This window comes from Mycolicibacterium neworleansense, from assembly GCF_001245615.1.
GTDB classification, from domain to species: domain Bacteria; phylum Actinomycetota; class Actinomycetes; order Mycobacteriales; family Mycobacteriaceae; genus Mycobacterium; species Mycobacterium neworleansense.
In genome coordinates this window covers 586,699-613,128 of the sequence record NZ_CWKH01000003.1, presented here as the reverse complement: position 1 = coordinate 613,128, position 26,430 = coordinate 586,699, and the positions used below count along the sequence as shown (strand labels likewise).

27 protein-coding genes are annotated in these 26,430 nt (G+C 67.2%); 13 read left to right on the top strand and 14 right to left on the bottom strand.

Annotated elements, in window-relative coordinates; translation table 11 throughout:
- Nucleotides 1-168: 168 nt before the first annotated feature.
- Both BN2156_RS27465 and BN2156_RS27460 read left to right on the top strand, forming a co-directional pair.
- The gene (locus BN2156_RS27465) at nucleotides 169-648 is read left to right on the top strand and encodes a glucose-6-phosphate dehydrogenase (protein WP_090518102.1); all 480 of its coding nucleotides are present in this window, start codon (nucleotides 169-171) and stop codon (nucleotides 646-648) included.
- A gap of 150 nt (nucleotides 649-798) precedes the next feature.
- Entirely contained in the window at nucleotides 799-1,122 is a 324-nt protein-coding gene (locus BN2156_RS27460) for a hypothetical protein (protein WP_235625519.1), read from the top strand.
- Between the two features lies 1 nt (nucleotide 1,123).
- Here the strand turns inward: BN2156_RS27460 and ku are convergent, their stop codons facing one another.
- Entirely contained in the window at nucleotides 1,124-2,008 is an 885-nt protein-coding gene (gene ku / locus BN2156_RS27455; protein WP_090518101.1) for a non-homologous end joining protein Ku, read from the bottom strand.
- A 73-nt stretch (nucleotides 2,009-2,081) separates the two neighbouring features.
- Entirely contained in the window at nucleotides 2,082-2,717 is a 636-nt protein-coding gene (locus BN2156_RS27450) for a pyridoxamine 5'-phosphate oxidase family protein (RefSeq protein ID WP_090518100.1), read from the bottom strand.
- Nucleotides 2,718-2,797: 80 nt separating this feature from the next.
- On the opposite strand from BN2156_RS27450, the gene pdxR reads away from it, so the two are divergent.
- Nucleotides 2,798-4,225: a MocR-like pyridoxine biosynthesis transcription factor PdxR gene (pdxR, locus tag BN2156_RS27445; protein ID WP_090518099.1), complete on the top strand. Its 1,428-nt coding sequence runs from the start codon at nucleotides 2,798-2,800 to the stop codon at nucleotides 4,223-4,225.
- On the opposite strand, the gene BN2156_RS27440 is transcribed toward pdxR, so the two are convergent.
- The gene (locus BN2156_RS27440) at nucleotides 4,216-5,139 is read right to left on the bottom strand and encodes a carbohydrate kinase family protein (RefSeq protein ID WP_090518098.1); all 924 of its coding nucleotides are present in this window, start codon (nucleotides 5,137-5,139) and stop codon (nucleotides 4,216-4,218) included. The two genes, pdxR and BN2156_RS27440, sit on opposite strands and share 10 nt — an antisense overlap.
- A 23-nt stretch (nucleotides 5,140-5,162) precedes the next feature.
- Nucleotides 5,163-5,834 carry a cutinase family protein gene (locus BN2156_RS27435; RefSeq protein WP_090518097.1) on the bottom strand — a complete coding sequence of 224 codons (672 nt, stop codon included), beginning with the start codon at nucleotides 5,832-5,834 and terminating at the stop codon, nucleotides 5,163-5,165.
- Between the two features lie 73 nt (nucleotides 5,835-5,907).
- Between BN2156_RS27435 and BN2156_RS27430 the strand changes: the two genes are divergently transcribed.
- Nucleotides 5,908-8,184, top strand: a complete 2,277-nt coding sequence (locus BN2156_RS27430; protein ID WP_090518096.1) for an ATP-dependent DNA ligase — start codon at nucleotides 5,908-5,910, stop codon at nucleotides 8,182-8,184.
- Here the strand turns inward: BN2156_RS27430 and rnhA are convergent.
- The 5 genes from rnhA to BN2156_RS27405 all read right to left on the bottom strand — a co-directional run bounded on the left by rnhA (nucleotide 8,173) and on the right by BN2156_RS27405 (nucleotide 11,621).
- Nucleotides 8,173-8,640: a ribonuclease HI gene (gene rnhA, locus BN2156_RS27425; RefSeq protein ID WP_090518604.1), complete on the bottom strand. Its 468-nt coding sequence runs from the start codon at nucleotides 8,638-8,640 to the stop codon at nucleotides 8,173-8,175. The genes BN2156_RS27430 and rnhA overlap by 12 nt on opposite strands.
- 66 nt (nucleotides 8,641-8,706) lie before the next feature.
- The gene (locus BN2156_RS27420; RefSeq protein ID WP_090518095.1) at nucleotides 8,707-9,354 is read right to left on the bottom strand and encodes a glyoxalase; all 648 of its coding nucleotides are present in this window, start codon (nucleotides 9,352-9,354) and stop codon (nucleotides 8,707-8,709) included.
- A gap of 24 nt (nucleotides 9,355-9,378) precedes the next feature.
- Nucleotides 9,379-10,773, bottom strand: coding sequence for an acyl-CoA dehydrogenase family protein (locus tag BN2156_RS27415; protein WP_090518094.1), 1,395 nt, complete (start codon nucleotides 10,771-10,773; stop codon nucleotides 9,379-9,381).
- A 48-nt stretch (nucleotides 10,774-10,821) separates the two neighbouring features.
- The gene (locus tag BN2156_RS27410; protein ID WP_090518093.1) at nucleotides 10,822-11,148 is read right to left on the bottom strand and encodes a hypothetical protein; all 327 of its coding nucleotides are present in this window, start codon (nucleotides 11,146-11,148) and stop codon (nucleotides 10,822-10,824) included.
- Nucleotides 11,149-11,327: 179 nt separating this feature from the next.
- Nucleotides 11,328-11,621, bottom strand: a complete 294-nt coding sequence (locus BN2156_RS27405; RefSeq protein ID WP_090518092.1) for a hypothetical protein — start codon at nucleotides 11,619-11,621, stop codon at nucleotides 11,328-11,330.
- A gap of 307 nt (nucleotides 11,622-11,928) precedes the next feature.
- On the opposite strand from BN2156_RS27405, the gene BN2156_RS27400 reads away from it, so the two are divergent.
- Complete coding sequence (locus BN2156_RS27400) at nucleotides 11,929-12,333, top strand: DUF5709 domain-containing protein (protein ID WP_090518091.1); 405 nt, start codon at nucleotides 11,929-11,931, stop codon at nucleotides 12,331-12,333.
- Here the strand turns inward: BN2156_RS27400 and BN2156_RS27395 are convergent.
- Both BN2156_RS27395 and BN2156_RS27390 read right to left on the bottom strand, forming a co-directional pair.
- Entirely contained in the window at nucleotides 12,304-13,518 is a 1,215-nt protein-coding gene (locus BN2156_RS27395; RefSeq protein ID WP_090518090.1) for an MFS transporter, read from the bottom strand. The genes BN2156_RS27400 and BN2156_RS27395 overlap by 30 nt on opposite strands.
- 156 nt (nucleotides 13,519-13,674) lie before the next feature.
- Nucleotides 13,675-14,538: an LLM class flavin-dependent oxidoreductase gene (locus BN2156_RS27390; RefSeq protein WP_090518603.1), complete on the bottom strand. Its 864-nt coding sequence runs from the start codon at nucleotides 14,536-14,538 to the stop codon at nucleotides 13,675-13,677.
- Between the two features lie 172 nt (nucleotides 14,539-14,710).
- On the opposite strand from BN2156_RS27390, the gene BN2156_RS27385 reads away from it, so the two are divergent.
- Nucleotides 14,711-15,463, top strand: coding sequence for a GAF and ANTAR domain-containing protein (locus tag BN2156_RS27385; RefSeq protein WP_308208062.1), 753 nt, complete (start codon nucleotides 14,711-14,713; stop codon nucleotides 15,461-15,463).
- On the top strand, nucleotides 15,448-16,623 hold the full coding sequence (locus BN2156_RS27380; RefSeq protein WP_090518089.1) for an MFS transporter: 1,176 nt from the start codon (nucleotides 15,448-15,450) through the stop codon (nucleotides 16,621-16,623). The genes BN2156_RS27385 and BN2156_RS27380 overlap by 16 nt, the downstream gene beginning before the upstream one ends.
- Here BN2156_RS27380 and BN2156_RS27375 read toward each other — a convergent pair.
- A complete protein-coding gene (locus BN2156_RS27375) occupies nucleotides 16,607-17,887 on the bottom strand; it encodes a diiron oxygenase (RefSeq protein ID WP_090518088.1) in 1,281 nt (426 codons plus the stop codon). The two genes, BN2156_RS27380 and BN2156_RS27375, sit on opposite strands and share 17 nt — an antisense overlap.
- A gap of 125 nt (nucleotides 17,888-18,012) precedes the next feature.
- Between BN2156_RS27375 and cobF the strand changes: the two genes are divergently transcribed.
- Entirely contained in the window at nucleotides 18,013-18,771 is a 759-nt protein-coding gene (cobF, locus tag BN2156_RS27370) for a precorrin-6A synthase (deacetylating) (RefSeq protein WP_090518087.1), read from the top strand.
- A gap of 6 nt (nucleotides 18,772-18,777) precedes the next feature.
- On the top strand, nucleotides 18,778-19,161 hold the full coding sequence (locus tag BN2156_RS27365) for a phage holin family protein (protein ID WP_090518086.1): 384 nt from the start codon (nucleotides 18,778-18,780) through the stop codon (nucleotides 19,159-19,161).
- Here BN2156_RS27365 and BN2156_RS27360 read toward each other — a convergent pair.
- On the bottom strand, nucleotides 19,132-20,895 hold the full coding sequence (locus BN2156_RS27360) for an FUSC family protein (RefSeq protein ID WP_090518085.1): 1,764 nt from the start codon (nucleotides 20,893-20,895) through the stop codon (nucleotides 19,132-19,134). The two genes, BN2156_RS27365 and BN2156_RS27360, sit on opposite strands and share 30 nt — an antisense overlap.
- 40 nt (nucleotides 20,896-20,935) lie before the next feature.
- On the opposite strand from BN2156_RS27360, the gene BN2156_RS27355 reads away from it, so the two are divergent.
- From BN2156_RS27355 to BN2156_RS31320, 3 genes are all read left to right on the top strand, one after another.
- A complete protein-coding gene (locus tag BN2156_RS27355) occupies nucleotides 20,936-21,790 on the top strand; it encodes an Fpg/Nei family DNA glycosylase (protein ID WP_090518084.1) in 855 nt (284 codons plus the stop codon).
- Nucleotides 21,791-21,834: 44 nt separating this feature from the next.
- Nucleotides 21,835-22,584 (top strand): SDR family oxidoreductase, encoded by a 750-nt coding sequence (locus tag BN2156_RS27350; RefSeq protein ID WP_003881816.1) that lies wholly within the window; start codon nucleotides 21,835-21,837, stop codon nucleotides 22,582-22,584.
- A gap of 245 nt (nucleotides 22,585-22,829) precedes the next feature.
- Nucleotides 22,830-23,219, top strand: coding sequence for a hypothetical protein (locus tag BN2156_RS31320; RefSeq protein ID WP_407661764.1), 390 nt, complete (start codon nucleotides 22,830-22,832; stop codon nucleotides 23,217-23,219).
- A gap of 7 nt (nucleotides 23,220-23,226) precedes the next feature.
- On the opposite strand, the gene pgi is transcribed toward BN2156_RS31320, so the two are convergent.
- Nucleotides 23,227-24,876: a glucose-6-phosphate isomerase gene (gene pgi, locus BN2156_RS27340; RefSeq protein WP_090518083.1), complete on the bottom strand. Its 1,650-nt coding sequence runs from the start codon at nucleotides 24,874-24,876 to the stop codon at nucleotides 23,227-23,229.
- A 50-nt stretch (nucleotides 24,877-24,926) separates the two neighbouring features.
- Between pgi and BN2156_RS27335 the strand changes: the two genes are divergently transcribed.
- Complete coding sequence (locus BN2156_RS27335) at nucleotides 24,927-26,375, top strand: NAD-dependent succinate-semialdehyde dehydrogenase (protein ID WP_090518082.1); 1,449 nt, start codon at nucleotides 24,927-24,929, stop codon at nucleotides 26,373-26,375.
- Nucleotides 26,376-26,430: the final 55 nt, after the last annotated feature.

Genomic DNA, 26,430 nt, shown 5'->3' with positions numbered 1-26,430 from the left:
AGCTCGGCGCCACGCTAGCAGGGTGAGACGGCGCCCGTGGGGCATTTCTGAAACACGTTCTAGTAGTCGTGCTTCCCATCTGGCTGTCGGTGGTGCGTCGTGAAAGCCGCTCCGCGGCGGCGCCGACGGGCGCACAATTGAGGGGTCCGCTCAAGGTGGGGAGCCCCAATGACCCAGCAGCGATACGACTTCTTCGGCGATCTGTTCGCGCGGTATTTCAGCCCCGCGCTCGATCAGTACCCGTCGACGGCGGGCACCCTCATCCACCGCCTGCTTGCCTGCACCGATGACCTGCAGGACCGCTTGGCGCAGGCCCGTCTGGCGGCGGAGGCATGGGGCGAGGAGGAGCTGGGTCGAACCGGCCGGCAGGTGCACCCGGTATCGGAGCTGTTCGTCATCACCCAGTGCGGCCTGATGTACGGCGCCCGTTTCACCGACGCCCGGCACGGCCTCTACTACCTGGCGACCCCGCACACGATGTTCGACGCGTTCGTCGATCAGATCGAGCACACCCCGCTGACCACGGGCACGGTGGTCGCGGTCGATCGGCGCTGCAGCCATGACCTCGAATCGGCCCATCCGATGGATGCGGCGTTGCGCCGGATTCTGGACGAACACGAGGCCCTCCGCGTCGACGTGCCGGTCTAGGCCGCTTGCGGGCGTCCATGTTAACGCCGTATTTCGGCGGGATTCGCTGTGTGTTAACCGGTGTGGATTCGGTATGAGATTGTCCGACAAGGGAATTCGGCGAATTAGGTTTAGCCCACTTCATCGAATTGAAAGGACGGGCGAAACCCAGTGAACCGGAACTTGAAGAGCGTGTGTGTGGTCGGTGCCGGACTGTGCGGGCTGGGAACGGCGTTGGCCGCGCCGGTGGCTGCCGCTCCCACCGAGTCGACCGCGAGTCAGACCATCAGCGAACTCGAAAGCCAGGGGTACCGGGTGATCTTGAGCAAGGTTGGCACCAAAGCCATCGACGACTGCACCGTAAGTGCTGTCCGCCAAGGGCGTTCGGTCACCGGGCCGCAGATACCGGTTGGGGCGGCGGGCATCACGTCATTCAATCCGGGCCAGAACCTGCAGTACACGACGGTGTACGTGGATCTGGATTGCCGCCGCTGAGCTACTTCTTGGCCGACGCCTTCTTGGCGGGAGCTTTCTTGGCGGCCGCCTTCTTCGCCGGAGCCTTCTTGGCTGGTGCTTTGTCCTTCGCCGCGCCACCGCGCGCCTTGACGCTGGCCTCAAGTTTGGCCAGCAGATCGGACACGTCCTCGGTCTCGTCGAGCTCGGTTGGCTGTTCTTCGACCGAGAAGGCTTCTCCGCCTTCGAGTTTGGCCTGGACCAGCTCGTGCAGCTGTTCCTGGTAGTCATCGCGGAACTGGTCCGGCTTGAAGTCGTCGGTCATCGACTCGACGACCTGGCCGGCCATCTTCAACTCGGCCGGCTTGATCTCGACTTCCTTGTCCAGCACCGGGAAATCGGGGTCGCGGATCTCGTCGGGCCACAGCAGGGTGTGGATCACCATGACATTGCGCTTGCTGAAGTCCTTGACCCGTAACGCGGCCAGCCGTGTCTTGTTGCGCAGGGAGAAGTGCACGATGGCCACACGTTCGGTCTCGGCGAGAGTCTTGGCCAGCAGCACATAGGACTTCGACGACTTGGAGTCGGGCTCCAGGAAGTAACTCTTGTCATACATCAACGGGTCGAGCTGCTCGGCCGGGATGAACTCGACGACTTCGATCTCGCGGCTGCGCTCTTCGGGCAGGGTGGCGATGTCCTCGTCGGTGATCACCACCATCTGTCCGTCGTCGGATTCGAACGCCTTGTTGATGTCGCGGAACTCGACGACCTCGCCGCACACTTCGCAGACCCGCTTGTAGCGGATGCGCCCGTTGTCCTTGGCATGGACCTGGTGGAACTTGATGTCGTGGTCCTCGGTCGCGCTGTAGACCTTGACCGGCACGTTCACCAGGCCGAAGGCGATCGAACCCTTCCAGATGGATCGCATGATCCCAGTATGGCGTAAGCGGCCACCCGCAGCGGGCATTGCTGTCGCGGGCCCGCCGCGAGTGGTCACACCGCTAGGTCCCTTTGATGAGGCGGTGCACGGACTCGGGCACGTCGGTGTCCGCACTGACCCACGGAGCGGGGACCGGGTCGCCGGCCACCGTACGAAGCGGTACGACGCCGGCCCAGCCGCCGGATGCCACTCCCTCCTCCGGCTCCGATGGCGGTGCGTCGCGCACCTTGACCGTCCAGCCATCCGGTGTGATGGGCAGCGCGACCGCAAGCGTCGCGGCCAGTTCCTTCTTCGTGCTCGAGCGCACCTCCGAACTGCGACCCGGGATCAGCGAGTCGCTCATCAGCTCCAGTGCGTACGCCGCGTCATACGTGTCGATGACGGTGAGGTGCCCGCGTACGACCGCCGACCGATAGTTGGCCGTGGAGTCGAAAAGCGTATCCGCCACCACGATTCCGTCGAGCAGTGTGACGCAGAGTGCGGCGGGCGCCCCGGCCGCGACGTGCCGCAGCGCGCCCGCGCCCGTCGACCCGTGGAGCACGATCCGGTCACCGTCGCGGGCGTAGAGCATGGGCACGACCCACGGTTGTCCGTCCACCACGGTGGCGAGCGTGCCCACCGCGGCGGCGTCGAGCACCGAGTCCAGGTCGGCGCGATCGGTGCGGGCGAGTTGATGTTCTCTCCTGATCTGCTTCACGGAACGTGATTCTGTCGAGATACCGGATTGGTCAAAAGGTCCAGAACTGGCCAAGTCGCCGAGACCACTATTGTGGCGTCATGGCGCGTCACGCACCCGAGCTGCACTTGGCGCTGCAGCTGCCCGCCGACGAGTCGCCGCTGCGCCAGCGCATCGCGGCGGCGATCATCGAGCAGATCCGGGTCGGCCGGCTCGGCCCCGGCGATGCGCTGCCGTCGACACGCAGCCTGGCCGCCGAACTGTGCGTGGCCCGGTCCTCGGTGGTCGACGCGTACGACGAGCTCGCCGCGGCCGGCTACACCACCGCTCAGCTGGGATCGGGCACACGCATCGCCGCCGGTGCCGATGCCGCGGCCCACGCGGGCGCCGCGTCACACGTCACTTCGAGCGGCGCGGCGACCACGGTGACGGTGGCTTCTCGTCAGCCGCCGCCGGCGTGGGATCTCATGCCCGGCCACCCTGATCCAGGCCTCATCTCGACGACGGACTGGCGGCGGGCTTGGCGAGCGGCCGCGGCCGCACCCATTCCCGCCGCCGCGGCCGGACCCCGCGACCACGCCGAACTCCGCCTGGCCCTGGCCGGTCACCTGCGCCGCACCCGCGGCATCGTCGCCGACCCGGCAGATCTGATCATCGTGCCCGGCGTGGCCTCGGGCTTGCGCACCCTTTCCGCGGCGGCCGGGCTGACCGGGCGCGATATCGCGTTCGAGGAACCGGGCTACGACGAAGCGCGGCGGACCTTGGAGATGTCCGGGGCCCGAACACGTGCGGTGCCGATCGACGCCGACGGTCTCGATCCGGCGGCGCTGCGGGAAACCGACGCGGCCGTGTACTGCACTCCGGCGCATCAGTATCCGCTCGGGGCACGGCTACCGGTGGTGCGCCGTGCGGGTCTGGTGCAGTGGGCGGCACGGACCGGCAGCCTGCTCATCGAAGACGACTACGACGGTGAGTTCCGCTATGACGTGTCGGCGCTGCCCGCAATGCGCGGCATCGACGGCGGACGCGACTGCGTCGCCTACATCGGGACGGCTTCCAAGATCCTCACGCCGACGCTGCGCGTGGCCTGGCTGCTACCGCCGCCGCGACTGCGGGACGCCGTCGCCGACGTACTGGAGTTCAGCGGCGAATCAGTTTGCGGAGTAACCACTCTCGCGTTGGCCAGATTCATCGAGTCGGGTGCGTTGACTCGCCACCTCGCCAGGGCGGCGCGCACCTACTCGGCGCGACGGGCGGCGCTGGTCGGTGCACTCGCCCGACGCTGCACGGGCATTCGCCTGGAGGGCGTCGAGGCGGGGCTGCACATGGTGGTGCGCCTTCACGACGGGGCCGACGACATCGCGATCGCTGCCGATCTCAGGGAGCGGGGTGTCACCGTGTCGCCGCTGTCCACCTTCTTCGTGGGGCCGGCCGACGCGCGCGGGCTGGTGTGCGGATATGCGCGCCTTCCCGAGACGCAGGCCGACCAGGTGGCCGAGCTGATCGCGGGCGTGATCGCTCAGGGCTGAGCCGCGGCGTCTCGCGCCGCGCGATCCGGCAGGTCGGCGCCGGGCCGGGCCACCGTCAACGCTGCCGACAGCGCCGCGGACTCCAGGACACCTTCGAGGGCACCGATGCCTATCCGGGCCAGGTCACGACGGCGGTCCGCGCCGAGGATGCCCAGCGACCACAACGCGTCGAGGAGCCCGGCCATGAAGGCGTCGCCGGCCCCGACGGTGTCGACCACCTGCACCGCGCGCGCCGGGATCGACACGGTTCCGGCGCGGCACACCGCGAAAGCTCCGCGCTCACCCGAGGTCACCGTGACGATTGACGGGCCGACTTCCAGCCAGGCCCGCGCGATCTGTTCGGGGGAGTGCCGGGAATCCATCCAGCGCAGATCGTCCTCGGAGGCTTTCACGACGTCGGCGCGTTCGACGAGCCGGTCGATGCGGCCGCGGGCGATGTCGTCGTCTTGGATCACGTCGGGTCGGACATTCGGATCGAAGCTGATGGTCGCCGACATGCGGTAGGCGTCGAGCAGCGCGGCGGTGGCGCGACAGCCCGGTTCCAGCACTGTGGCGATCGAGCCGGTGTGGACCAGCAACGGGGTGGCGACCTCGGGAGTGCCGCTCAACTGCCAGTCGATGTCGAACCGGTAGTGGGCAGATCCTGCCGCGTCGAGGGTGGCCATCGCGGTCGGGGTCCGGCCGGCCGTCGCGCTACCTGAAACCAGTTGTACCCCAGAATTTTCCACGTACTCGACGATGCGCCGTCCGCGGTCGTCGTCGGCGATGTGGGTGAGGAAGTCGACGCCGCGGCCCAGCCGGCCGAGCCCGACGGCCACATTCAGCGGGCTGCCGCCGACGTATTCGCCGACGATCGCGGCGTCGCTCTCGACGACGTCGATCAGTGCCTCGCCGATGACCAGGGCCCGGCTCATGACTCCATGGTAGGTGGATCGGGCTAGAGCCGTCCGGCGATGAACCCCGCGGCCTGGTCAGGATATGGCGGAAGCTCGTATGCGCTGTGTGCCGCCCGGGTGCGCCCGCCCTGAACGCAGATCGGATCTCCGGGGCTGCACAGGTCGATGGCCCGCCCGGCGAATTGGCCGGTGCCCGACAACGGTGTGCCGAACCTGTTGCCGGGATTGCCGAATACCGCGACGGCGGCCACCCGGTCAGCGCTGTAGGGCGCAAGCGCGGGAGCCGAACCGATCAGACCGATGCGGTCACCGATCGGCGGTACCCCCGCCAGCATCGAAACCGCAGCTGCGCCTTGGGAAAAACCGCCGAGCACCACCCGTGTACCGGGGCACTGGTCGGCCAGCCAGGCGATGTGGCCGGCCGCGTCGTTCGCGCCCTCCGCGGTGGTCAGGAAGTTGATCCCGGCGGGATAGTTGACCGCATACACGCCGAGGGTGCGGGGTGCGATCCGCGGGGCGAGCTGGTCGACCAACGCCTGGCCCACCCGCCCGATCCCGGGCGGCTCGCCCGTACCGCGGGCGAACACCATCTCGACGTCCGAACAGGGCTCGGCCGACGCCGCGGGCACTGGACCGCCGAAAACGGCCGCCGCGGGCGTCAGCACGACCGTGGCCAATCGCAGGAGCAAACTACGCACGGTGATCAGCGCCATCCGCACATGCTCACATGTCGACGCGGCCCGTGTCTGAAAATGTGGGTATACGTTTGCGTCATGGAGGGGCGTCATGGAGCGCTATGAGCGGGTTCGGCTGACGAACCCGGACAAGGTGCTCTACCCCGCCACCGGCACCAGCAAGGCCGAGGTCTTCGACTACTACCTGAGCATCGCCGAGGTGATGCTTCCGCACATCGCCGGGCGCCCGGTGACCCGCAAGCGGTGGCCCAACGGGGTCGCTGAAGCCTCGTTCTTCGAAAAGCAGTTGGCGTCTTCGGCTCCCGACTGGCTTGAGCGGGGCACCATCGCGCACAAGTCTGGCACCACCACATACCCCATCATCAACACCCGCGAGGGGCTGGCCTGGATTGCGCAACAGGCGTCACTGGAAGTGCATGTGCCGCAATGGCGGTTCGACTCCGAGGGCAGTCAGGGGCCGGCCACCCGCATCGTGTTCGACCTCGATCCCGGCGAGGGCGTCACCATGCCGCAGCTGTGCGAGGTGGCGCAGGCGGTGCGCGAGCTGATGGGTGACATCGGGTTGACGACGTATCCGCTCACCAGCGGTAGCAAGGGCCTGCATCTGTACGTGCCCCTGGCCGAGCCGATCAGCTCACGCGGGGCATCGGTGCTGGCCAAACGGGTGGCTCAGCAGCTCGAACAGTCGATGCCCAAGATGGTCACCGCCACGATGACCCGCAGTATCCGGGCCCAGAAGATCTTTCTCGACTGGAGCCAGAACAACGGCGCCAAGACCACGATCGCCCCCTACTCGCTTCGCGGCCGGGAGCACCCGACCGTCGCCGCGCCCCGCACGTGGGACGAGATCGCCGATCCGGACCTGCGCCACCTGAGATTCGATGAAGTGCTGCAACGGGTTTCCGACGACGGCGACCTCCTGTCCGGACTCGACGAAGACGCGCCGCGTCCCGACAAGCTCACCACCTACCGCAGCATGCGCGACGCGGCCAAGACGCCCGAGCCGGTGCCGCAGGACGTCCCGGCGACCGGCAACAACGACCGGTTCGTGATCCAGGAGCATCACGCGCGGCGGCTCCACTACGACCTCCGACTGGAACGCGATGGCGTGCTCGTCAGCTGGGCTGTGCCGAAGAACCTGCCGGATAGCACGGCGGTGAATCACCTTGCGGTGCATACCGAAGACCATCCGATCGAGTACCTGACCTTCCACGGTGACATTCCCAAGGGAGAGTACGGCGCTGGGAAGATGGTCATCTGGGACACCGGCATGTATGAGGCGGAGAAGTTCCGGGTCAATGACGACCCCGAGGCCCGCAACGGCGAAGTCATCTTCACCCTGAGCGGCAGCCGCATCGACGGCCGTTACGCATTGATCCAGACCGAGGGCAAGAACTGGCTCGCGCACCGGATGAAAGACCAGAAGTCGGCCACACCCGATCCCAAGGATTTCTCCCCGATGCTGGCCACCGAGGGCTCGGTGGCCAAACTCAAGGCCGGGCAATGGGCGTTCGAAGGAAAGTGGGACGGTTACCGGCTGCTGGTCGAGGCCGACCATGGCCGCCTGCAACTGCGTTCGCGTCGTGGCCGTGACGTCACCGCGGAGTACCCGCAGTTGAAGGCGCTGGCCGCCGATCTCGCCGACCATCATGTGGTGCTCGACGGCGAGGTGGTGGCCCTCGATGACTCCGGAGTGCCCAGCTTTTCCGAGATGCAGAACCGGGCCCGCTCCACCCGTGTCGAGTTCTGGGCCTTCGACATCCTGTGGCTCGACGGCCGGTCTCTGCTGCGCGCCAAGTATTCCGATCGGCGAAAAGTGTTGGACGCGTTGGCCACCGGTGGTGGTCTGATCGTGCCCGAGCCCCTGTCCGGTGACGGACCGGAGGCCATGGACCACGCCCGGGAGCACCGGTTCGAAGGGGTGATCGCCAAGAAACGCGACTCGACGTATCAACCGGGTCGGCGGTCGGCATCCTGGATCAAGGACAAGTTCTGGAACACGCAGGAAGTGGTGATCGGCGGCTGGCGTCAGGGTGAGGGCGGGCGCAGCAGCGGCATCGGGGCGTTGGTGCTCGGCGTTCCGGGCCCCGACGGCCTGCGGTTCGCCGGGCGGGTCGGCACCGGGTTCACCGAGAAGGAACTCGCCAAGCTCAAGGGCATGCTGGCCCCGCTACACACCGATGAGTCACCGTTCGACAAGCCGCTGCCGAAGCTCGACGCCAAAGGCGTGACATTCGTGCGGCCCGAGCTGGTGGGGGAGGTGCGCTACAGCGAGCGCACCAGTGACCACCGGTTACGTCAGCCGAGCTGGCGAGGATTGCGCCCGGACAAGACGCCGGATGAAGTGGTGTGGGAGTCAGGACACTAGATCGCGGGAACCGTCGAGTGCTTCTCGTAGTCCCCGGGTCGCCAGCTCGTCGGCCAGCTCGTTGTCGGCGACACCCGAATGGCCTTTCACCCAGAACCACTCGACCTCGTGCCGCGCGCAGGCGGCCTGCAGCCGCTGCCACAGGTCGACGTTTTTCACCGGCTGCTTCGCGGCGGTCACCCAGCCATTACGTTCCCAGCCGAGTACCCACTTGGTGATGCCGTTGCGCACGTAGGTGCTGTCGGTGTGGAGGTGCACCACCACGGGCCGGGTGAGTGCCTCGAGCGCCATGATGGGCGCCATCAACTCCATGCGGTTGTTGCTGGTGGTGCCGGGATCCCCGCCGTACATCTCGCGCACGTGCTCACGCATCCGCAGCACCGCGCCCCAGCCGCCGGGGCCGGGGTTCGGCCGGCACCCACCGTCGGTATGGATGACGACGACGTCGCTGTGCAGAATTCCGGCGTCGGTCACCCGCTGAGGATAGGCAACAGCATCGTGCGGGCGGCGCCCCGACACACGTCAACTGCGGACAGTCGCAGAGATCACCGCGGTGCGCACCGACATTCCGAAGTCCTTGTGCCGGACCGTGGTGATCCGGCGACCGGGCTGCACGGCGTCCTTGACCGGTGCGGTGTGGTCGCCGAAGAACGCGGCGGTGGCATCGATGTCGTGGACGGTGTACGTGATGCCCCAGAGCGTCGAGGGACCGTCACCTGCGGTATCGGGCGATCCGACGACCTCGAGGATCACCTCCCCGAACCGGAAGAAGACCTGGCGGATCGGGCGGCCGCCGAGTTCGCCGTTGCGTTCCCGGCGCGGAGCCACCTCGATAGCGGCCAGCGCATCGACCGTGCGGCCCAGGTCAGGAGACAGCAACACGACGTGGTCGATGGCGACGACGCCGTTCGGGTGCGTGGCCGGTTCCGCCGTGGTGGCGTCGGACCGCACGGTCGGGATGCCGTCGAGGTCATCACCGGGCTGCTGTGGCAAGCCGTGCAACGACCACCCGATGATGCCGGTGCCGCGGTCGTCCCCGACCAGCCGGATGCGAACGGCGCCGACGCGGCAGATCGAGCCGGCGTCTCCGCCGGGATCAACACTGAAGCCGGCTCGCGTCCAGGCCTCCGGTGAATCAGCGACTTCGAGCTCGTCGACGGTGACGGTCATGGACGTCGAATCTATCCGGCCTTCTCACTTGCGGGGTGGCCGCAGGAGCTTCATCGCCAGCCGCATGACCGGATCGGGCAGGCGATCCTTGGCTGACAGCGCGGTATCGGCCGCGCGGGTGCGCAGTGGCGTGCCACGTCCGAACCACCGGTTCAGCGGTCCACCGGACGGCTCCAGATCGACGTGCAGCGGAGGCTTTCCGTCGGCGGCACCGAGAGCGTGCGCGATCACGATGCGCTGGATCTCGCTGGTGCCTTCGAAGATGGTGTAGAGCTTGGCATCCCGGTACCACTTCTCGACGGGGTGATCGCTCACGTAGCCCCAGCCGCCCATCGTCTGGATGGCCCGTTCGGTGGTCCTGACGGCCACTTCGCTGGCCGCGAGCTTGGACATCGACCCTTCGCCGCGTTCGAACGGCACACCGGTGGCGGCCATCCACGACGCTCTCCAGGTGAGCAGCCGGGCGGCATCGATCTGGGTGGCCAGGTCGGCCAGCGGAAACGCGACGCCCTGATTGTCGATGATCGGGCCGCCGAAGGCGACGCGCCGGTTCGCGTACTCGGTCGCATATTCCATTGCGGCCCTGGCGATTCCGAGTGCTTGAGCGGCGACCATCGGGCGGGTCTGTTCGAAGGTGCCCAAAGTGGCTGAGCCGGAATGTGCCGCGCCCTCGACGGCCTCGCGGGCCCGCGCCAGCTTGTGCTCGAGCTTCTCGTGGCCGCCGAGCAGATTGCCGGCAGGTACCCGGACGCTGTTGAACTTCAGCTCGGCGGTGTGCGAGGCGCGGCAGCCGAGCTTGTCGAGTTTGCGCACCATTTCCAGCCCCGGCGTGCCGCCCTCAACCACGAACAAGGCCTGTCCTTTGTGGCCCAGGTCTTTGTCGACGACTGCGTTGACGACGTGCACATTGGCGATGCCACCGTTGCCGATCCACATCTTGTGGCCGTCGATGATCCAGTCCGCGTCGGGGCCAGGGCCGCTGCGGACGGCGTACGTGCGCAGGTTGCGCACGTCGCTGCCGCCCTCGGGTTCGGAGATCGCCAGCGCGGCGAGCTTGAGATCGCCCGGAGTGCCGAAGCATTCGGGTGCCCACTGCAGCATCTGTTCCGGCGAGGCGGCCTGACCGATGGCCGACAGCGCCAGGGCCGGCATCACGATGGCCAGGCCGATTCCGGCGCAACCCCAGAACAGTTCCTCCATGAACATCGGCAGGGAAAGGCCCGTGGGGTCGCCGATCAGATCGCGATAGAACAGCGGGCTGTAGAACCCCTGACCGGCTGCTTCTTCGAGCACCGGCCACGGAAACTCCTGCCGCTGGTCGTATTCGGCGGCGACCGGCCGGACGACCCGTTCGGCGAACTCGTGAGTCCGTTTTGCCAGGTCATGCTGCGCCGCTGTCGGGGTGAGGTCGAATGCCACAGCGGGTGGGGTACCCACTGCGGCACTTACCGAACTTTCGGGTGGGCCTCAGTCGGACGTTTGGCCTGCGGCCGCTATCCGTTGCCGAGCTTCGGCCGGCGAGATCCGAAGCCGTCGGGCCAGCACAGCAGCCGGATCGAACCGCGGTGGCGACGCGGTGTCGGTGGCCACCATTCGCCCGAGCAGTCGTTGTTGCGCGGTCGCCAACCGCTTTTCCCCGGCGTCGAGCCGGCTCAGAACCTCGTGCAGTTCCGTTCGCGTCAGGGCGTGCACGGACAGCGCGTCGATCTCCTTGCAGGCGGCGTTGAGGTGATCGAGGGCTTCACTGACGATCGTCCGCTCGAGATCCCTTTCGGATGCCAATATCGAACTCATGTTCGGTACCGTACGCCGACCCTCCGACAAGCTCGGTCGGAGCAGAGTGCGGCCTGGCTCAAAAACAGAATCGGCCGCACCAATAAGGTGCGACCGATTGTGGGCGTAATATTTCCGCCCGACCGGCTAATTCCGGTTTGGCAGCTCCAACAAATAGATGCCCTGTTTTATTCCCGAACTCAGCAGGCGACGTCGACGTATGCCGTCTTCGAAATGACGGTGGTATTGATCGAGCCGCCGCCCCTTGAATCGTTGGTGGCGATGGTCTGGCCCTGGCGCACGCCGAGCACAGTGCAGTTAGCCAGTGGCGCGGCCCCAGTGCGGTTGACAATGACGTGATAGCCGCTGGTCTGCAGGCTTTTTACGGTTTGTTCGGCCGATTGCCCAGTCGGTGCGGCAGCGGCGACGCCACCGAAGAGTGTTCCGGCGGCCAGTGCGCCCGCGGCTAATGTGGCAATGGTGTATGACTTCATTTCCCAACCCTCCGTTGCAGGCCGCACCGAAAGTCCCACTACCTCCGGTTGCTGCCTATAACGTTTAATCGGCAACTCGGTTCGAAAATTCCACAATTCTCAGCTGAAAATGCGGAATTTCTCAGGATCTGCGGTTCGGGCCTCCTCGACGGAGACCCGGAATCGCGGCTTGCCCCTGGGTGGTGGCCGATGGCCGCGGAGGTCAACGGGCTGACGGGCGAGGGCGTGCCCACGGTGCCTTCTGTGGGCTGAGTTCCAACTGCAAACAGGGGCTCAGATCGGCGGGACCTGTAGCTATCGTTGAAAGATGAGTAGTGACGGGTACAGCGTCGACGACGAAGACCAGTTGACTCAGGAGGACACCCTGATCGATCGGGGTGTCGACGACTTGCTCGACGAGGGTTACTCGCCGCCGGACCGCTGGCGCGAACCGCGTGACCACGAGACCCTCGATGAGCTGCTGGCCGAGGAAGAGCCTGATCCGGCGATGCAGCTCGACGACTCCGATTACCTCGACGAGCAGGGCGGCGACGACGAGGTCGGGGACCTGCGTTCGGGTCGGTTGGTGGCTCCCGATGCGGGGTTCGGCACGGATGACGAGGCAGAACTGCTCGGCACTGACGTCGGCATCGATGGTGGTGTTGCCTCGGCTGAGGAGGCCGCCGTCCACATCATCCCGCCGTCATCGCCGGACGGAGCTTCGTCGTTCTAACGCCACCGACCCGGTGAACACCAGCAGCCCGCCGACGGCCAGCAGTGCCCCGGCCGCCGCCGGCGCGGTGTAGCCGAGGCCGGCGGCGATCACCAGGCCGCCGACCCACGCGCCCGTGGCATTGCCGATGTTGAGCGCGGAATGGTTGAGTGCGGCCGCGAGCGTCTGGGCATCGTGGGCGACGTCCATCAACCGGGTCTGCAGTGCCGGGCCGACGGCCGAGCCGGCCACCCCGACACCGAACAACAACGGCAGCGCGGTCCACGGGCTGTGCGACCCCAACGAGAACGCGGCCAGCAGCACCGCCAGAGCGCCCAGAGACAGGTACAACGCGCGGACCACCGAGGTGTCGGCCAGCCGGCCGCCGACGAGGTTGCCGACGACCATGCCGAGGCCGAACACCATGAGCGCCACCGGGACCAAGGACCGGGGTAGGCCGGTCACGTCGGTCATCGTGGTGCTGATGTAGGTGTAGACCGCGAACATGCCGCCGAAGCCGATCATGCCCACCAGTACCGCCAGCCACACCTGTGGTCGGCGCAGCGCACCGAGTTCGGTGACCGGGCTCGTGACGTGCATGGACCGCAGATGCTCGGGCAGCCAACGCCATTGGGTGGCCAACGTGAGCAGGCCGACGACGACCACCAGGCCGAACGCGCTGCGCCAACCGAGGGCCTGGCCGAGCCAGGATGCCAGGGGAACGCCCAGAACGGTCGCGACGGTCAGGCCGCAGAGCACATAGGCCACGGCCTTGGCGCGATTCTGCGGACCCATCAGATGGGCGGCGGCCAGCGCGGCGATGCCGAAGAACGCGCCGTGTGGCAGGCCGGCGACGAATCGGGCGATCACCAGCGTCGGATATGTCGGCGCCAGCATGCTGGCCACATTGCCGAGGGTGAACACCGCCATCAGGGTGAGCAGCAGCGCCTTGCGGGGCCAGCGCGCGGTGAGGGCGGCGATGACGGGCGCGCCGATCACCACACCCAGCGCATACGCGGAGATGACGTGACCCGCCGTTGGCTCGCTGATCCCGAAGCCCGTCGCGATGTCGGGCAGCAGGCCCATTGCGACGAACTCGGTGGTGCCGATGCCGAAGCCACCGAGGGCCAGGGCGAACACGGCGAGCATCCGGACCGTGGGGTCGGGTGCGACAACGGCGCGCGGACGTTCGAGAGAGGTCGTCATTCGCAGGCTTTCCGAGGGTTCACGGACTGGAGCTCTCGGACAGCGTTGGCGAGAACGGCGGGTGCAACGCTAACGGCGCGCCCGCTGTTCCCTCAAATCCCTCTCTCGGCCCGGGTCACCCGCCCCCTGCAGTGGTGAGCGGGGTCCGCGCGCGGATCAGACCTTGGCGATGACGTTCTCGGCGAACTTCTCCAGGTGCCGGATCTTGTTGTCCAGCGGCTCAGGGTCGTCGCCCTTGATGTAGGGCAGACGGAAGCCCACGATCACATCGGTGACGCCCTTGTCCTCGAGCCGTTTGATGCCGTCGGGTGTGTACGCGTCAGCCGAGATCACGTGGACCTCAAAGGGCCCGGTCTGGCCTTCTTCCGCTCGGATCTCGTTGAGTCGTTTGAGGAGGACATCGAGATCGTCGGTGCCGCCGCCGTGCATCCAGCCGTCGTTGCGGGCCGCGCGCCGCAGGGCCGCCTCGGCATGCCCGCCGACGAGGATGGAGACCGGCTTCGACGGTGCCGGGGTCATCTTGGTCTTGGGGATGTCGTAGAACTCGCCGTGGTACTCGAAGTAGGCGCCGCTGGTCAGTCCGCGGATGATGTCGATGCACTCGTCCATCCGCTTGCCGCGCCGGGCGAACGGCACCCCCATCAACTCGTAGTCCTCGGGCCACGGGCTGGTGCCGACACCGAGTCCCAGCCGATTGTCGAACAGCGCGTTGAGTGAGCCGACCTGCTTGGCCACCAGGGCGGGCGGGCGGATCGGCAGCTTGAGGACGAAGAAGTTGAACTTGAGCGTGGTGGTGACCGCGCACAGAGCCGAGGCCATCACGAATGCCTCGATGAACGGCTTGCCGTCCAGGAAGTCCCGGTTGCCGTCAGGCGTGTAGGGGTATTTCGAATCGGATTCGAAGGGATAGGCGACGCTGTCGGCGATCGTCATGGCGTGATAGCCGGCCGCCTCGGCCGCCTGGGCCAGCGGGATGTAGTAGGTGGGATCGGTCATGGCTTCGGCATAGGTGAACCGCATGACGTACACACTAGAACGTGTTCTAGTTCTGTCGGAGTCGAATGGCGTGATGGGCCGCCGCAAATAGTGTGCAAAACCAGGCCGCGTAGCTTGTCGGGACGGTTGCGGGTAGGGCGGGTTCGGCGCAGGATGAGTTGAGCTCGATGGACTCGATCCGAGCGGAGTGCGCGTGATGTCATTGGGCCGTGAACAGATGATCGCATCGCAGGTCAACGAATTGATCCGGGTGATCCAGGATCATTCGCCCGCCGATGTCGACACTGTGCTCGCCTACCTTGTCGAGAGCGCCGTGGAATACGTGCCGGGGGCCGAATATGCGGGGGTCACGATTGCTGGACGTCGCGGCGACGTCCGTACGGCTGCGGCTACACACGCATACCCGAAGATCCTGGACGAGATTCAGCAACGCTGGGCGCAAGGTCCGTGCCTGAGCACGACGTGGGAACACCACGTGATCAAGATCGATGACATTCAGGACGAGGTCCGCTGGCCTGATTACTGTCGCGAGGTCGCCACCACGACACCGATCCGCTCGGTCTTGTCCTACCAGCTCTTCGCCGACCATCAGACGATGGGAGCGCTGAACTTCTGTGCCCAAACCGCTGAAGTCTTCGACAGCGCCGCTGTCGAGGCCGGGATGGTAGTGGCCACGCACATCGCGCTGGCGTGGAATCTGGCCCGACACGACCGCCAGTTCCGCAGCGCCTTGGCCACCCGCGACGTCATCGGCCAGGCGAAGGGAATGTTCATGGAGCGGTACAAGATCGACGCAGTGCAAGCTTTCGAGTTGCTCAACGATTGTCGCAGAACTCGAATACACCGCTCATCGACATCGCGCGCGATATCGTCCAGCCGGATCACCGCGTCCGCGCCGGCGACAACTGACGGGTCCGCAGGCATGATGACCGGGTGCCCGCCTGGCTGACTCGCAATGTCCGCGTGTTGTCGGCGGTGTCCTTTTTGCAGGACGCCGCGAGCGAACTCCTCTATCCGCTGCTGCCGATCTATCTGACGGCCGTGCTCGGTGCCCCCCCGGCGGTGGTCGGGGCGGTCGAGGGGGCCGCCGAAGGCGCGGCGGCGATGACCAAGCTGGCCGCTGGCCCGCTCGGCGACCGCTTCGCCAAACGACCTCTGATCGCCACCGGTTACGGCATGGCCGCGCTCGGCAAGGTCATGGTGGCCGCGGCAGGCGCCTGGTCCGGCGTGCTCGCGGGGCGAGTCGTCGACCGGCTGGGCAAGGGCATCCGCGGCGCCCCACGCGACGCCCTGCTGGTCGTTGACATCGATGACGCCGCGCGCGGCCGGGTATTCGGATTTCACCGGGCCATGGACACTTTGGGGGCGGTCGTAGGACCGCTGCTGGGCCTGGCCGCCTACGAGCTGCTCGACCATCAGATCGCGCCGCTGCTGTGGGTCGCCGTGGTGCCCGCGGTCCTCAGCGTCGTGCTCGTGTTCCTGGTCTCCGAAAAACGTCGCACCCAGCCGGTGAGGGAGCGCCAGCCGGTGTTCTCCCGGGTGCGTGACCTGCCGGGGCAGTACTGGCGCGTGACGGCCGTGCTGGTGGCGTTCGGTCTGGTGAACTTTCCCGATGCATTGTTGTTGTTGCGGCTCAACGAGATCGGCTTCTCGGTTGTCGAGGTGATCCTGGCCTACGTCACCTACAACGCGGTCTATGCCCTGTCCAGTTTCCCGGCCGGGCTGCTGGCCGACCGGATCGGGCGGCTACCGGTGTTCGGTATCGGCCTGGTGTTCTTCGCCGTCGGCTACGCGGGGTTGGGGCTGACCACCGATCCGCTGCTGGCCTGGCTGCTGATCGGGTCCTACGGCCTGTTCACCGGCTGCACCGACGGCGTCAGCAAGGCCTGGGTGTCCTCATTGGTCGGCTCCGACCTGCAGGGCAGCGCCCAGGGAGTCTTCCAGGGGCTCAGCGGATTTGCCGTGCTGGGCGCCGGAATATGGGCCGGGCTGCTCTGGACTGTGATTCCAGGTCAGCCCGGCCAACTGCCGTTGTTGATCTCCGGGATCGCCGGGGCGGTGTTCGCGGTCGGGTTGCTCGGCCGCTCGGTGCTTACCCGGCGGCGCTGACTTCGGGTCCGTCGGCGGACTCCAGTTCGAACGGCGGTTCGCCGATGCCGGAGATCGAGTGCGTGCCCTGTGAGGTGCGTTCGGTGATCCGGGCGTCGACGGTGCGGGTGCCGATGCTCAGTCGCACCGGCCCGGCCGCCACCGTGGCCGGGGCGTCGAGAATCGTTCCGCGCCAGTGGTATTTGCCGTCGATCGGATCCAGGTGCCCGGTCAGCCGCACATGGACGCGGCGATCGCCGTCACCGTTGTCGAGCACGGCGAACCCGTCGTACACCTCCTCGGCGACGCCCTCGCCGGATGTCGCGGCGGAATCGGCAGACGAGGTGAGGCCCAGCGGGGTCTTGGCCGGAAGGAAGCCGGAGCGGCGCCACATGCGGCGGCCGATGCGGCCCATCAGTCCGACCTCTTCGAGGAAGGCGGCCAGTGGGGCGAACCCGGAGATCTGCACCTCGCGGCGGTGGGTACTGGCCCGGGCCAGGCGCCGTGCCGCACGGGCATTCAGGCCGACGCGCGCGTACTGCACCTTGTTGGTGAACAGGTACCGGAAGAAATACCCGCCGACGCCGTTGAGGTTGGCCACCCAGGCCCGCTTGTACCACCGCATCGACGGCGTGCGCTGGCGCAGGCCGTCACGGGCGAACTGGATGTGGCGGGCCTCTTCGGTGACGTGAATCCGCATGAGGCGCTGCACCATCGGCTGCAACTCGGGGTCGTCCATCATCTGCCGCTGCAGCGAGTCGAAGATCTCCTCGCCGACCAGCGCGGCCACCCACAGCACCGAGCCGCGGAAGAAGAACGGCAGCGTGTTGATGATCATGCGCTGGTACAGCCGCGGCCGCACCGGCTTGGCGCCGATCTTGTCGATCGCCTTGCCGAACATCACCATGTGCCGGGTCTCGTCGCCGAGTTCGGTGAGTTCGTAGTGCGTGGAGTTGGCGGTGGGGTCCTGGTGCATCATCTTGCGCAGCAGCGCCTGGTTGAGGATGTTCTCGAACCAGATGCCCGCCGAGAGCGTGTTGGCCAGTTCCTGCCGCGACAGCTCGATCTGCTCCTCGCGGGACATGCTGTCCCACAACGGGGTTCCGTACAGTGACACGATCCTCGGCGGCAGGAAGAACTTGTCCGGATCCAGCGGCGCGTGCCAGTCGATATCGACAACTGGTGCGTACGACTTGCGAACCGAACCCTTCAGCAGGCGTTCGGAGAACGCGTCCCGCCGCTCAGCGCGTGCCGAGCCTCCGCCGGGTCTGACCGAAGTTGTCACCGTTGACGTTCCCTTCGTTTGTGGTCCCCCTCACCCCGACGGTAGGTACCGACAATGCACGATGTCAATACCCCGGGTACCGGATACTTCGGGTACCCGGTTCCGGTTCGGTTAACCTTCGAGGCGTGCGCCGCATCCACGTCATCGGAATCGGGGCCGGTGATCCGGACTTCGTCACGGCCCAGGCCGTTTCCGCACTCAACGACACGCAGGTGTTCTTCGCGATGGACAAAGGTCCTCGTCGAGGCGCAGCGGACGATCTCGTCGCGGTGCGCAAGCTGATCTGCGATCGTTTTATCACCGAACCGGGCTATCGCTTCGTCGAATTGGTGGATCCGCCGCGCGCCGCGGCCGGCGACGCACCGGGGTATCGCCAGGTGGTGGCGGACTGGCATGCAGAACGGGCCCGGATCTGGGCGGCGGCCATCGAGACCGAACTCGGTCCCGACGGTGTCGGGGCCTTTTTGGCCTGGGGTGATCCGTCACTGTACGACAGCACCCTGCGAATCCTGGAGATGGTCGGTGAGCACGTCGACTTCTCCTATGACGTCATCCCCGGCATCACCGCGATCCAGGTGCTGACCGCGCGACACCGCATCCCGCTCAACGACGTCGGCGAACCGGTGCTGATCACGACCGGGCGGCAGTTGCGCGAGCACGGGCTGACCGGCAGTGCCGTGGTGATGCTCGACGCGGACTGCTCTTTTCAGCAGTGCCCGCCGCAGACCCGGATCTGGTGGGGTGCCTATCTGGGCACGCCCGACGAGTTGCTCTATTCGGGAACTGTCGGCGAGATCGGCGACGAGATCGTTGCTGCGCGGGCCGAAGCGAGGACGCGCCACGGCTGGATCATGGACACGTACCTGCTGCGCTCGGCAGACTAGACCGCCATGAGCTCATTTCTCCTGCGCGCCGCGATAACCGGATTCGCGCTCTGGGTCGTCACTCTCGTCGTGCCGGGGATCAACTTCATCGGAGGGGACACGACCCTCGCCAAGGTCGGCATCATCTTCGTCGTCGCGGTGATCTTCGGTCTGGTCAACGCAATCATCAAGCCGATCGTGCAGATCCTGTCCATCCCGCTCTACATCCTCACGCTCGGCCTGATCCACATCGTGATCAACGCGCTGATGCTGTGGATCACGTCGTGGATCACCGACAACACCACGGGCTGGGGTCTGCACATCGACCAGTTCTGGTGGACCGCCATCTGGGCGGCCATCGTGCTGTCGTTGGTCAGCTGGCTACTGTCGTTCGTCAAGGCCCTCGCGTAGGTCACGCGCCTGCTCGCTGAGCGCCGCTGCGGTGTCTGCGGCGGCCTCGGCTCCGGTCTCGGTATCGCCGTCGCGCTCGGCGCCCCAGCATGCCGCCAGCGTGCGGTAGGCGAGTTGCTCGGTGGCCACGACCGTCGGCCACAGGCGTTCGGCCCCAAGGCGTTGCGCGGCTGATCCGCCCACGCTCGCGTCGTACGCCGGCAGCAGTTCCATCGCCCGCAGCTGCAGATCGCGGCGATCGGCGCGGGCCGCCGGGGAGGTGGCGTCGTCGGCCGCGAGGTGGGGCACGGTGGCGGTAACCGCATCGAGCGTGGCGGTGATCGCACTGCGCAGGCCGGTCGGGTGCCGCAGACGTTGGGTCGCCCAGTAGACGGCCAGGGCCACCGCACAGCCGATCAGGGTGTCGCTGCCGCGGGTGAGCAGCAGTTCGCCGAGATCCTCGACGGGCTGACCGCCGGAGGCGATCGTCAGGGCGGCGGGCGTGATGAACACGACTGCCAGGGTGTAGTTGCGGATCACGTACATCTCGATGACGAATTGCAGTGCGCCGATGACGAGTACGAGCCACAAGCCCTGCGGGTGCAGGGCCAGGATCACCCCGGCCACGCCGAGCCCGAGCAGGGTGCCCAGGGTGCGTTCGACGCTGCGGGCCAGCGTGCGCTGCCAGTCGAACCCCTGGTGCAGCATCAGCACCGCGGCGGCCATCGCCCAGTACGCGTGCGTCATGGTCAGGGCTTGCGAGATCAGGACGGCGACGACACCGGATATCGCGACCGCGATGGCGACCCGTACCGCCAATTGCAGTGACACCGAGCCCGGGGCCAGCGCCCGGCGCAGCAGTTGCAGCGCGCTGGGCCGGCCGAGCGGAATCCCTTCGGCACCATGCTCATCGGTGATGGCATCGGCCGGCACGGTGCCCAGGTGCCGTGCCAGGGCCGCGCCGTCGTAGCCCAGCGCCTCCCCGGCGTCGGCGGTCCGCATGGCTTCGGCGAACAGCACGTGCAGCCGGCGGTTGACGACCCGCAGCCGATACAGCGCCTGGTCGGGTTTGGGTTGTACCGGTTGATAGTTGACCAGGGTGACCCACGCGGTGTGCAGCAGGAGTGCGGCCCGGTGCCGGGCGGCGGCCTGGGTGCCGGGGTCGCCGCCGATGCTGTCGATGTAGGCCGCGACGGCGGCGGCAGCCCCGGCCACCGCCGCCTTCTCGGGTCCGCGGGGGCGGAACAGCGCGCCGGACATGTGCATCAGCCAGGCGAACGTGCCGCCGGCCAGGACGAGCGCGGCGTGATGGGCCGGGCTGAGGTGCAGCGTCGCCGGTGTGCCGGTTCCGGCCGCGCAGGCCAGCACCACCATGTACGCCCCGGGCGGTCCGATGCTCAGTGCGTGGCACACCAGGGTGGCCACCGCGGCGATCATCGTCACCGTCACCACGCCCAGCCACGGTGCCGACGACGCCCACTCGCCCAGGGCGACGACGGCGGCGAAGCACACCACGACCGCGGCCAGGTATCCGCCGCGGTTCAGGTAAGGCCGGCCGCTGCCGTAGAGCGAGGTGAACCCGCCGATCGTGGCGATGAGCCCGGCCGTGGTGTCGCCGGCGAGCCAGCCCACCAGGACCGGAACAGCCATGCAGATTCCGGCACGCAGCGCGAACGGCCACCGCCGGGGCGCGCTGTTGATCACGAAGATGTGCCGCAGCGGGTTGGTCGCTCCGGGTGCCGGCCGGTCGGACATGTCTACAGCATGCTCGGCGTTTCGCTGACACACTGGAGCCATGCCCGAACTGCCCGAAGTCGAGGCGTTGGCCGATCACCTGCGCCGGCATGCGACCGGACGGGAGGTCGCCCGAATCGACGTGTCCGCATTGTCGGTACTCAAGACGTTCGATCCGCCGACGACGGCGTTGCACGGCCAGACCGTCACCGGTGCGAACCGCTGGGGTAAGTACCTCGGCCTGGAAGTTGGCCCCTGGCACCTGATCACGCACTTGTCCCGGGCGGGGTGGCTGCGGTGGTCGGACAAGTTGGCGCCGACGCCGCTCAAACCGGGCAAGGGCCCCATTGCGCTGCGCGTACACCTGGGGGACTCGGTCGGGTTCGATCTGACCGAGGCCGGCACCCAGAAGCGGCTTGCGGTGTGGGTGGCCGCCGACCCGCTCGACGTTCCGCAGATCGCCTCACTAGGCCCGGACGCGCTGTCGCTGGATTCGGCGGGGCTGGCGGGTGTGCTGTCGGGCAACTCGGGACGCATCAAGACCGTGATCACCGACCAGAAGGTGATCGCGGGGATCGGCAACGCCTACAGCGACGAGATCCTGCACGTGGCCAAGCTGTCTCCGTTCGCCACCGCCGGCAAGTTGACCGACGCCCAGCTCGCCGCGTTGCACGACGCGATGATCTCGGTGCTCACCGACGCGGTCACGCGGTCGGTGGGGCAGCAGGCTGCAACGCTGAAGGGGGAGAAGCGCTCTGGACTGCGCGTGCATGCTCGCACCGGCCTGCCGTGCCCGGTGTGTGGGGACACCGTGCGGGAGGTGTCTTTCGCCGACAAGTCGTTCCAGTACTGCCCGACGTGTCAGACCGGGGGCAAGGTGCTGGCCGACCGGCGGATGTCGCGTCTGCTCAAGTAGCGGCCGCATTCTTGACAGTTGTCTAACTCGGTTATCCTGCAGCGATGACCCGTCAGAAGATCCTCATCACCGGTGCCAGCTCCGGACTGGGCGCGGGCATGGCCCGGCAGTTCGCCGCCAAGGGGCGCGACCTGGCCCTGTGTGCCCGCCGCACCGAGCGGCTCGACGAGCTCAAGGCCGAGCTGGCCGACCGGCACCCCTACATCAAGGTGGCGGTCGCCGCGCTGGACGTCAACGACCACGAGGCCGTGCCACGGGTCTTCGGTGAGCTGTCCGAGGAACTCGGCGGTATCGACCGCGTCATCGTGAACGCCGGGATCGGCAAGGGCTGGCCGCTGGGCGAGGGCAAGCCGTGGGCGAACAAGGCCACCATCGAAACCAACCTGATCGCCGGCCTGGTGCAGATCGAGACCGCGCTGGAGATGTTCAAGAAGTCCGGCAGCGGTCACCTGGTGTTGATCTCGTCGGTGCTCGGCAACACGGGTGTGCCCGGCGGCAAGGCTGCCTACTGCGCGTCGAAGGCCGGGATGACGTCACTGGGCGAATCGTTGCGCGCCGAGTACGACAAGGGCCCGATCCGGGTGACCGTCATCGAGCCGGGCTACATCGAATCGGAGATGACCGCCAAGTCGGCGACCACGATGCTCATGGTCGACAACGAGACCGGCGTGCGTGCGATGGTCGAGGCCATCGAGAAGGAGAAGGGCCGGGCCGTGGTGCCGCGCTGGCCGTGGGCGCCGCTGACCCAGGTGATGCGGTTGCTGCCGCCCAAGTACACCAAGCGGTTTGCCTGACACCTGAACGGCGGCGCGTCGTCACAGGCGTCACACCACCCCAAACCTGCCGGGCATTGCCAATTCTGGTGCGCACGAGGCTGAAGGCAACTGGTGTGACGTGTGTACCGACGTCCGCTGGGCTCAGAGTGACCTGCGGTGTTTCTGATGCGATTGTCGTTCGAAAGTCGCGCATAGCCGGGCGGGTTTGGGCCCCGGGCCAACATGGGTAGTCACCCTTCATGACCTCAAAACTGATTGCCTCGATGTTCTTTGCAGGCGCTGCGGCTGGGGCCATTGCGCTGAGCCCGGTGGCGATGGCCGATCCCCCTCCGCCGCCTCCGTGCACCAACGCCGACGGCACCCCGTGCGCCGACATCGGCACCGCCGGTCCCGGCGGCGCGACTGGCCAGATTCCCGGTGGCCCCGGTGGTACTGCCGGCCCGGGCGGGGCCAGCGGCTCGATCCCGTACGGCCCTGAGGGTTCGGCGGGCCCGGGCGGTGCGACGGGTGAAATCCCTTACGGCCCTGGCGGAACCGCGGGACCTGGTGGAGCAACCGGTGGTATCCCGTACGGGCCTAGCGGCACAGCGGGTCCCGGCGGAGCCAGTGGCTGCATCCCGAACGTCGGGTGCGCCACAATCCCCAGTCCCTGAGTAGTTCCTAGGCCGAGCGTCCGCGTTCGACCCGGTACCGGCGCACCAGCGCATCGGTCGAGGAGTCGGACTGCTCGCCCGGTGACTCCGTCTCGGCGATCACCGGCAGCAACGCCTTGGCCTGGGTCTTGCCCAGCTCGACGCCCCATTGATCGAAGGAGTCGATACCCCACACCACTCCTTCGGTGAACACCTGGTGTTCGTAGAGGGCGATGAGCTGGCCCACCACCGACGGCGTCAACCTGGTTGCCAGGATTGACGTCGTCGGTCGGTTTCCGGGCATCACCTTGTGTGGCACCACGGCGGCCGGCGTACCTTCAGCCGCAATGGCTTCGGCGTCCTTGCCGAAAGCCAGAACCTGGGTCTGGGCGAAGAAGTTGCTCATCAACAGGTCATGCATGCTGCCGGTGCCGTCGGCTGTGGGGAGGTCGTCGGTCGGCTGGGAGAAACCGATGAAGTCGGCGGGCACCAGTCGGGTGCCCTGGTGCAGCAGTTGGTAGAAGGCGTGCTGGCCGTTGGTTCCCGGCTCGCCCCAGAAGATCTCACCGGTCTGGGTGGTCACCGGGCTGCCGTCGGCCTGCACCGACTTTCCGTTGGACTCCATGGTCAACTGCTGGAGGTAGGCGGCAAACCGGGACAGATCGTTGGAGTACGGCAGCACGGCACGTGTCTGTGCGCCAAAGAAATTCGAATACCACAGGCCGATCAGGCCCAGGAGCGCCGGAGCGTTCTCCGAAAGCGGTGCGGTGCGGAAGTGCTCGTCGACCGCGTGGAAGCCGGACAGGAATTCACCGAACCGCTCGCGGCCGATCGCGGCCATCACCGACAACCCGATCGCCGAGTCCACCGAGTAGCGGCCACCCACCCAGTCCCAGAACCCGAACATGTTGTCGGTGTCGATGCCGAACTCGGCCACAAGCTTCGCGTTGGTCGACACCGCCACGAAATGTTTGGCCACCGCGTCGTCCCCGAGTGCGTCGACCAGCCAGCGGCGCGCCGCCGTGGCGTTGGTGAGCGTCTCCAATGTGGAGAAGGTCTTGGACGCGACGATGAAAAGCGTTGTGGCCGGTTCCAGGTCGGCCAGCGTCGCCACCAGGTCGGCGGGATCGACGTTCGACACGAAGCGCGCGCTGATGCCCGCATCGGCATAGTGGCGCAACGCGTCGTACACCATCACCGGCCCCAGGTCCGAGCCGCCGATACCGATGTTGACCACGGTCTTGATGCGCTCGCCGGTGGCACCGGTCCAGCCGCCGTCACGCAGCCGGTCGGTGAACGCGCCCATCCGGTCCAGCACCTCGTGCACGTCGGCCACCACGTCCTGGCCGTCGACGGTCAACGTCGCGTCGGCGGGCAACCGCAGCGCGGTATGCAGCACCGCGCGGTCCTCGGAGGTGTTGATGTGCTCACCGGCGAGCATCGCGTCGCGGCGGGCCTCCAGCCCGGCGGCGCGGGCCAGATCGGCCAGCAGTTCCAGGGTCTTACGGGTGATGCGGTGCTTGCTGTAGTCGATGTAGAGGTCGCCGACGGTCAACGCGAGCTCGGTGCCGCGGGCAGGGTCCTCGGCGAAAAGCTGCGTCAGATGGATGTCGCCGATCTCGTCGTAGTGCTTCGACAATGCCTGCCATGCGGGGGTTGCGGTGATGTCAGCACTCATTCCGCCGACCTTAGTGTGGCGCTCGGCTCAACGGTGTACATGATGGATGTATGGCCATTGAAGACTTGATTTCATCCGTGCCCACGGGTCTGTGGATCGGTGGTGAGGAACGCCAGGCCGCATCGACGTTCAACGTGCTGGATCCCAGCGACGATCAGGTGTTGGCCACGGTGGCCGACGCGACCGCCGCCGACGCCGTCGCCGCACTGGACGCCGCGTGTGCGGTCCAGGCCGAATGGGCCGCGACAGCGCCGCGTAAACGGGGCGAGATCCTGCGTGCGGTGTTCGAGAAGATCACCGAACGCGCCGACGACATCGCCGCACTGATGACCCTGGAGATGGGCAAGGTGCTCGCCGAGAGCAAGGGCGAGGTCGCTTACGGCGCCGAGTTCTTCCGCTGGTTCTCCGAGGAGGCGGTGCGCATCGCCGGGCGCTTCACCCCGGCACCGGCGGGTACCGGCCGCATCCTGGTCACCAAGCAGGCCGTCGGTCCGTGCTACGCCATCACGCCGTGGAACTTCCCGCTGGCCATGGGCACTCGCAAGATGGGCCCGGCCTTCGCCGCGGGCTGCACCATGATCGTCAAGCCCGCGCAGGAAACCCCGCTGACCATGCTGCTGCTGGCCAAGCTGATGGATGAGGCCGGCCTGCCCAAGGGCGTCCTCTCGGTGCTGCCGACCAGCAACCCGGGTCCGGTCAGCGCCGCGCTGATCGACGACGGCCGGTTGCGCAAGCTGACCTTCACCGGCTCGACCGGGGTGGGCAAGGCGCTGGTGAAGCAGTCCGCCGACAAACTGCTGCGCACGTCGATGGAGTTGGGCGGCAATGCCCCGTTCATCGTGTTCGACGACGCCGACATCGACGCGGCGGTCGAGGGCGCGATCCTGGCCAAGATGCGCAACGGCGGCGAGGCCTGCACGGCCGCGAACCGGTTCCACGTGGCCAACTCGGTGCGCGAGGAGTTCACCGACAAGCTCGTCAAACGGATGAGCGAGTTCACCCTCGGCAAGGGCATCGACCCCGCGTCGACGTTGGGCCCGCTGATCAATTCCAAGCAGGTCGCCACCGTCACCGAACTCGTCTCGGACGCGGTGTCGAAAGGTGCGACCGTCGCGGTCGGCGGCGTCGCGCCCGGGGGGCCCGGCAACTTCTACCCGGCCACGGTGCTGTCCGATGTGCCCGCCGACGCCCGGATCCTCAGGGAAGAGGTGTTCGGCCCGGTTGCCCCGATCACCGGCTTCGATACCGAGGATGAGGGGGTGGCCGCCGCCAACGACACCGAATACGGCTTGGCTGCTTACGTTTACACCCAGTCACTGGACCGGGCATTGCGGGTGGCCGAGGGTATCGAGTCCGGCATGGTCGGCATCAACCGGGGCGTCATCTCCGATGCGGCGGCACCGTTCGGCGGTATCAAGGAATCGGGCTTCGGCCGTGAAGGTGGTTCGGAGGGCATCGAGGAGTACCTCGACACCAAGTACATCGCCCTGACCAACTAGCCCCGAAGCGCGAACAGTCGCGAAAGTCCCCCGACACGCCGGTGCCGGGGGACTT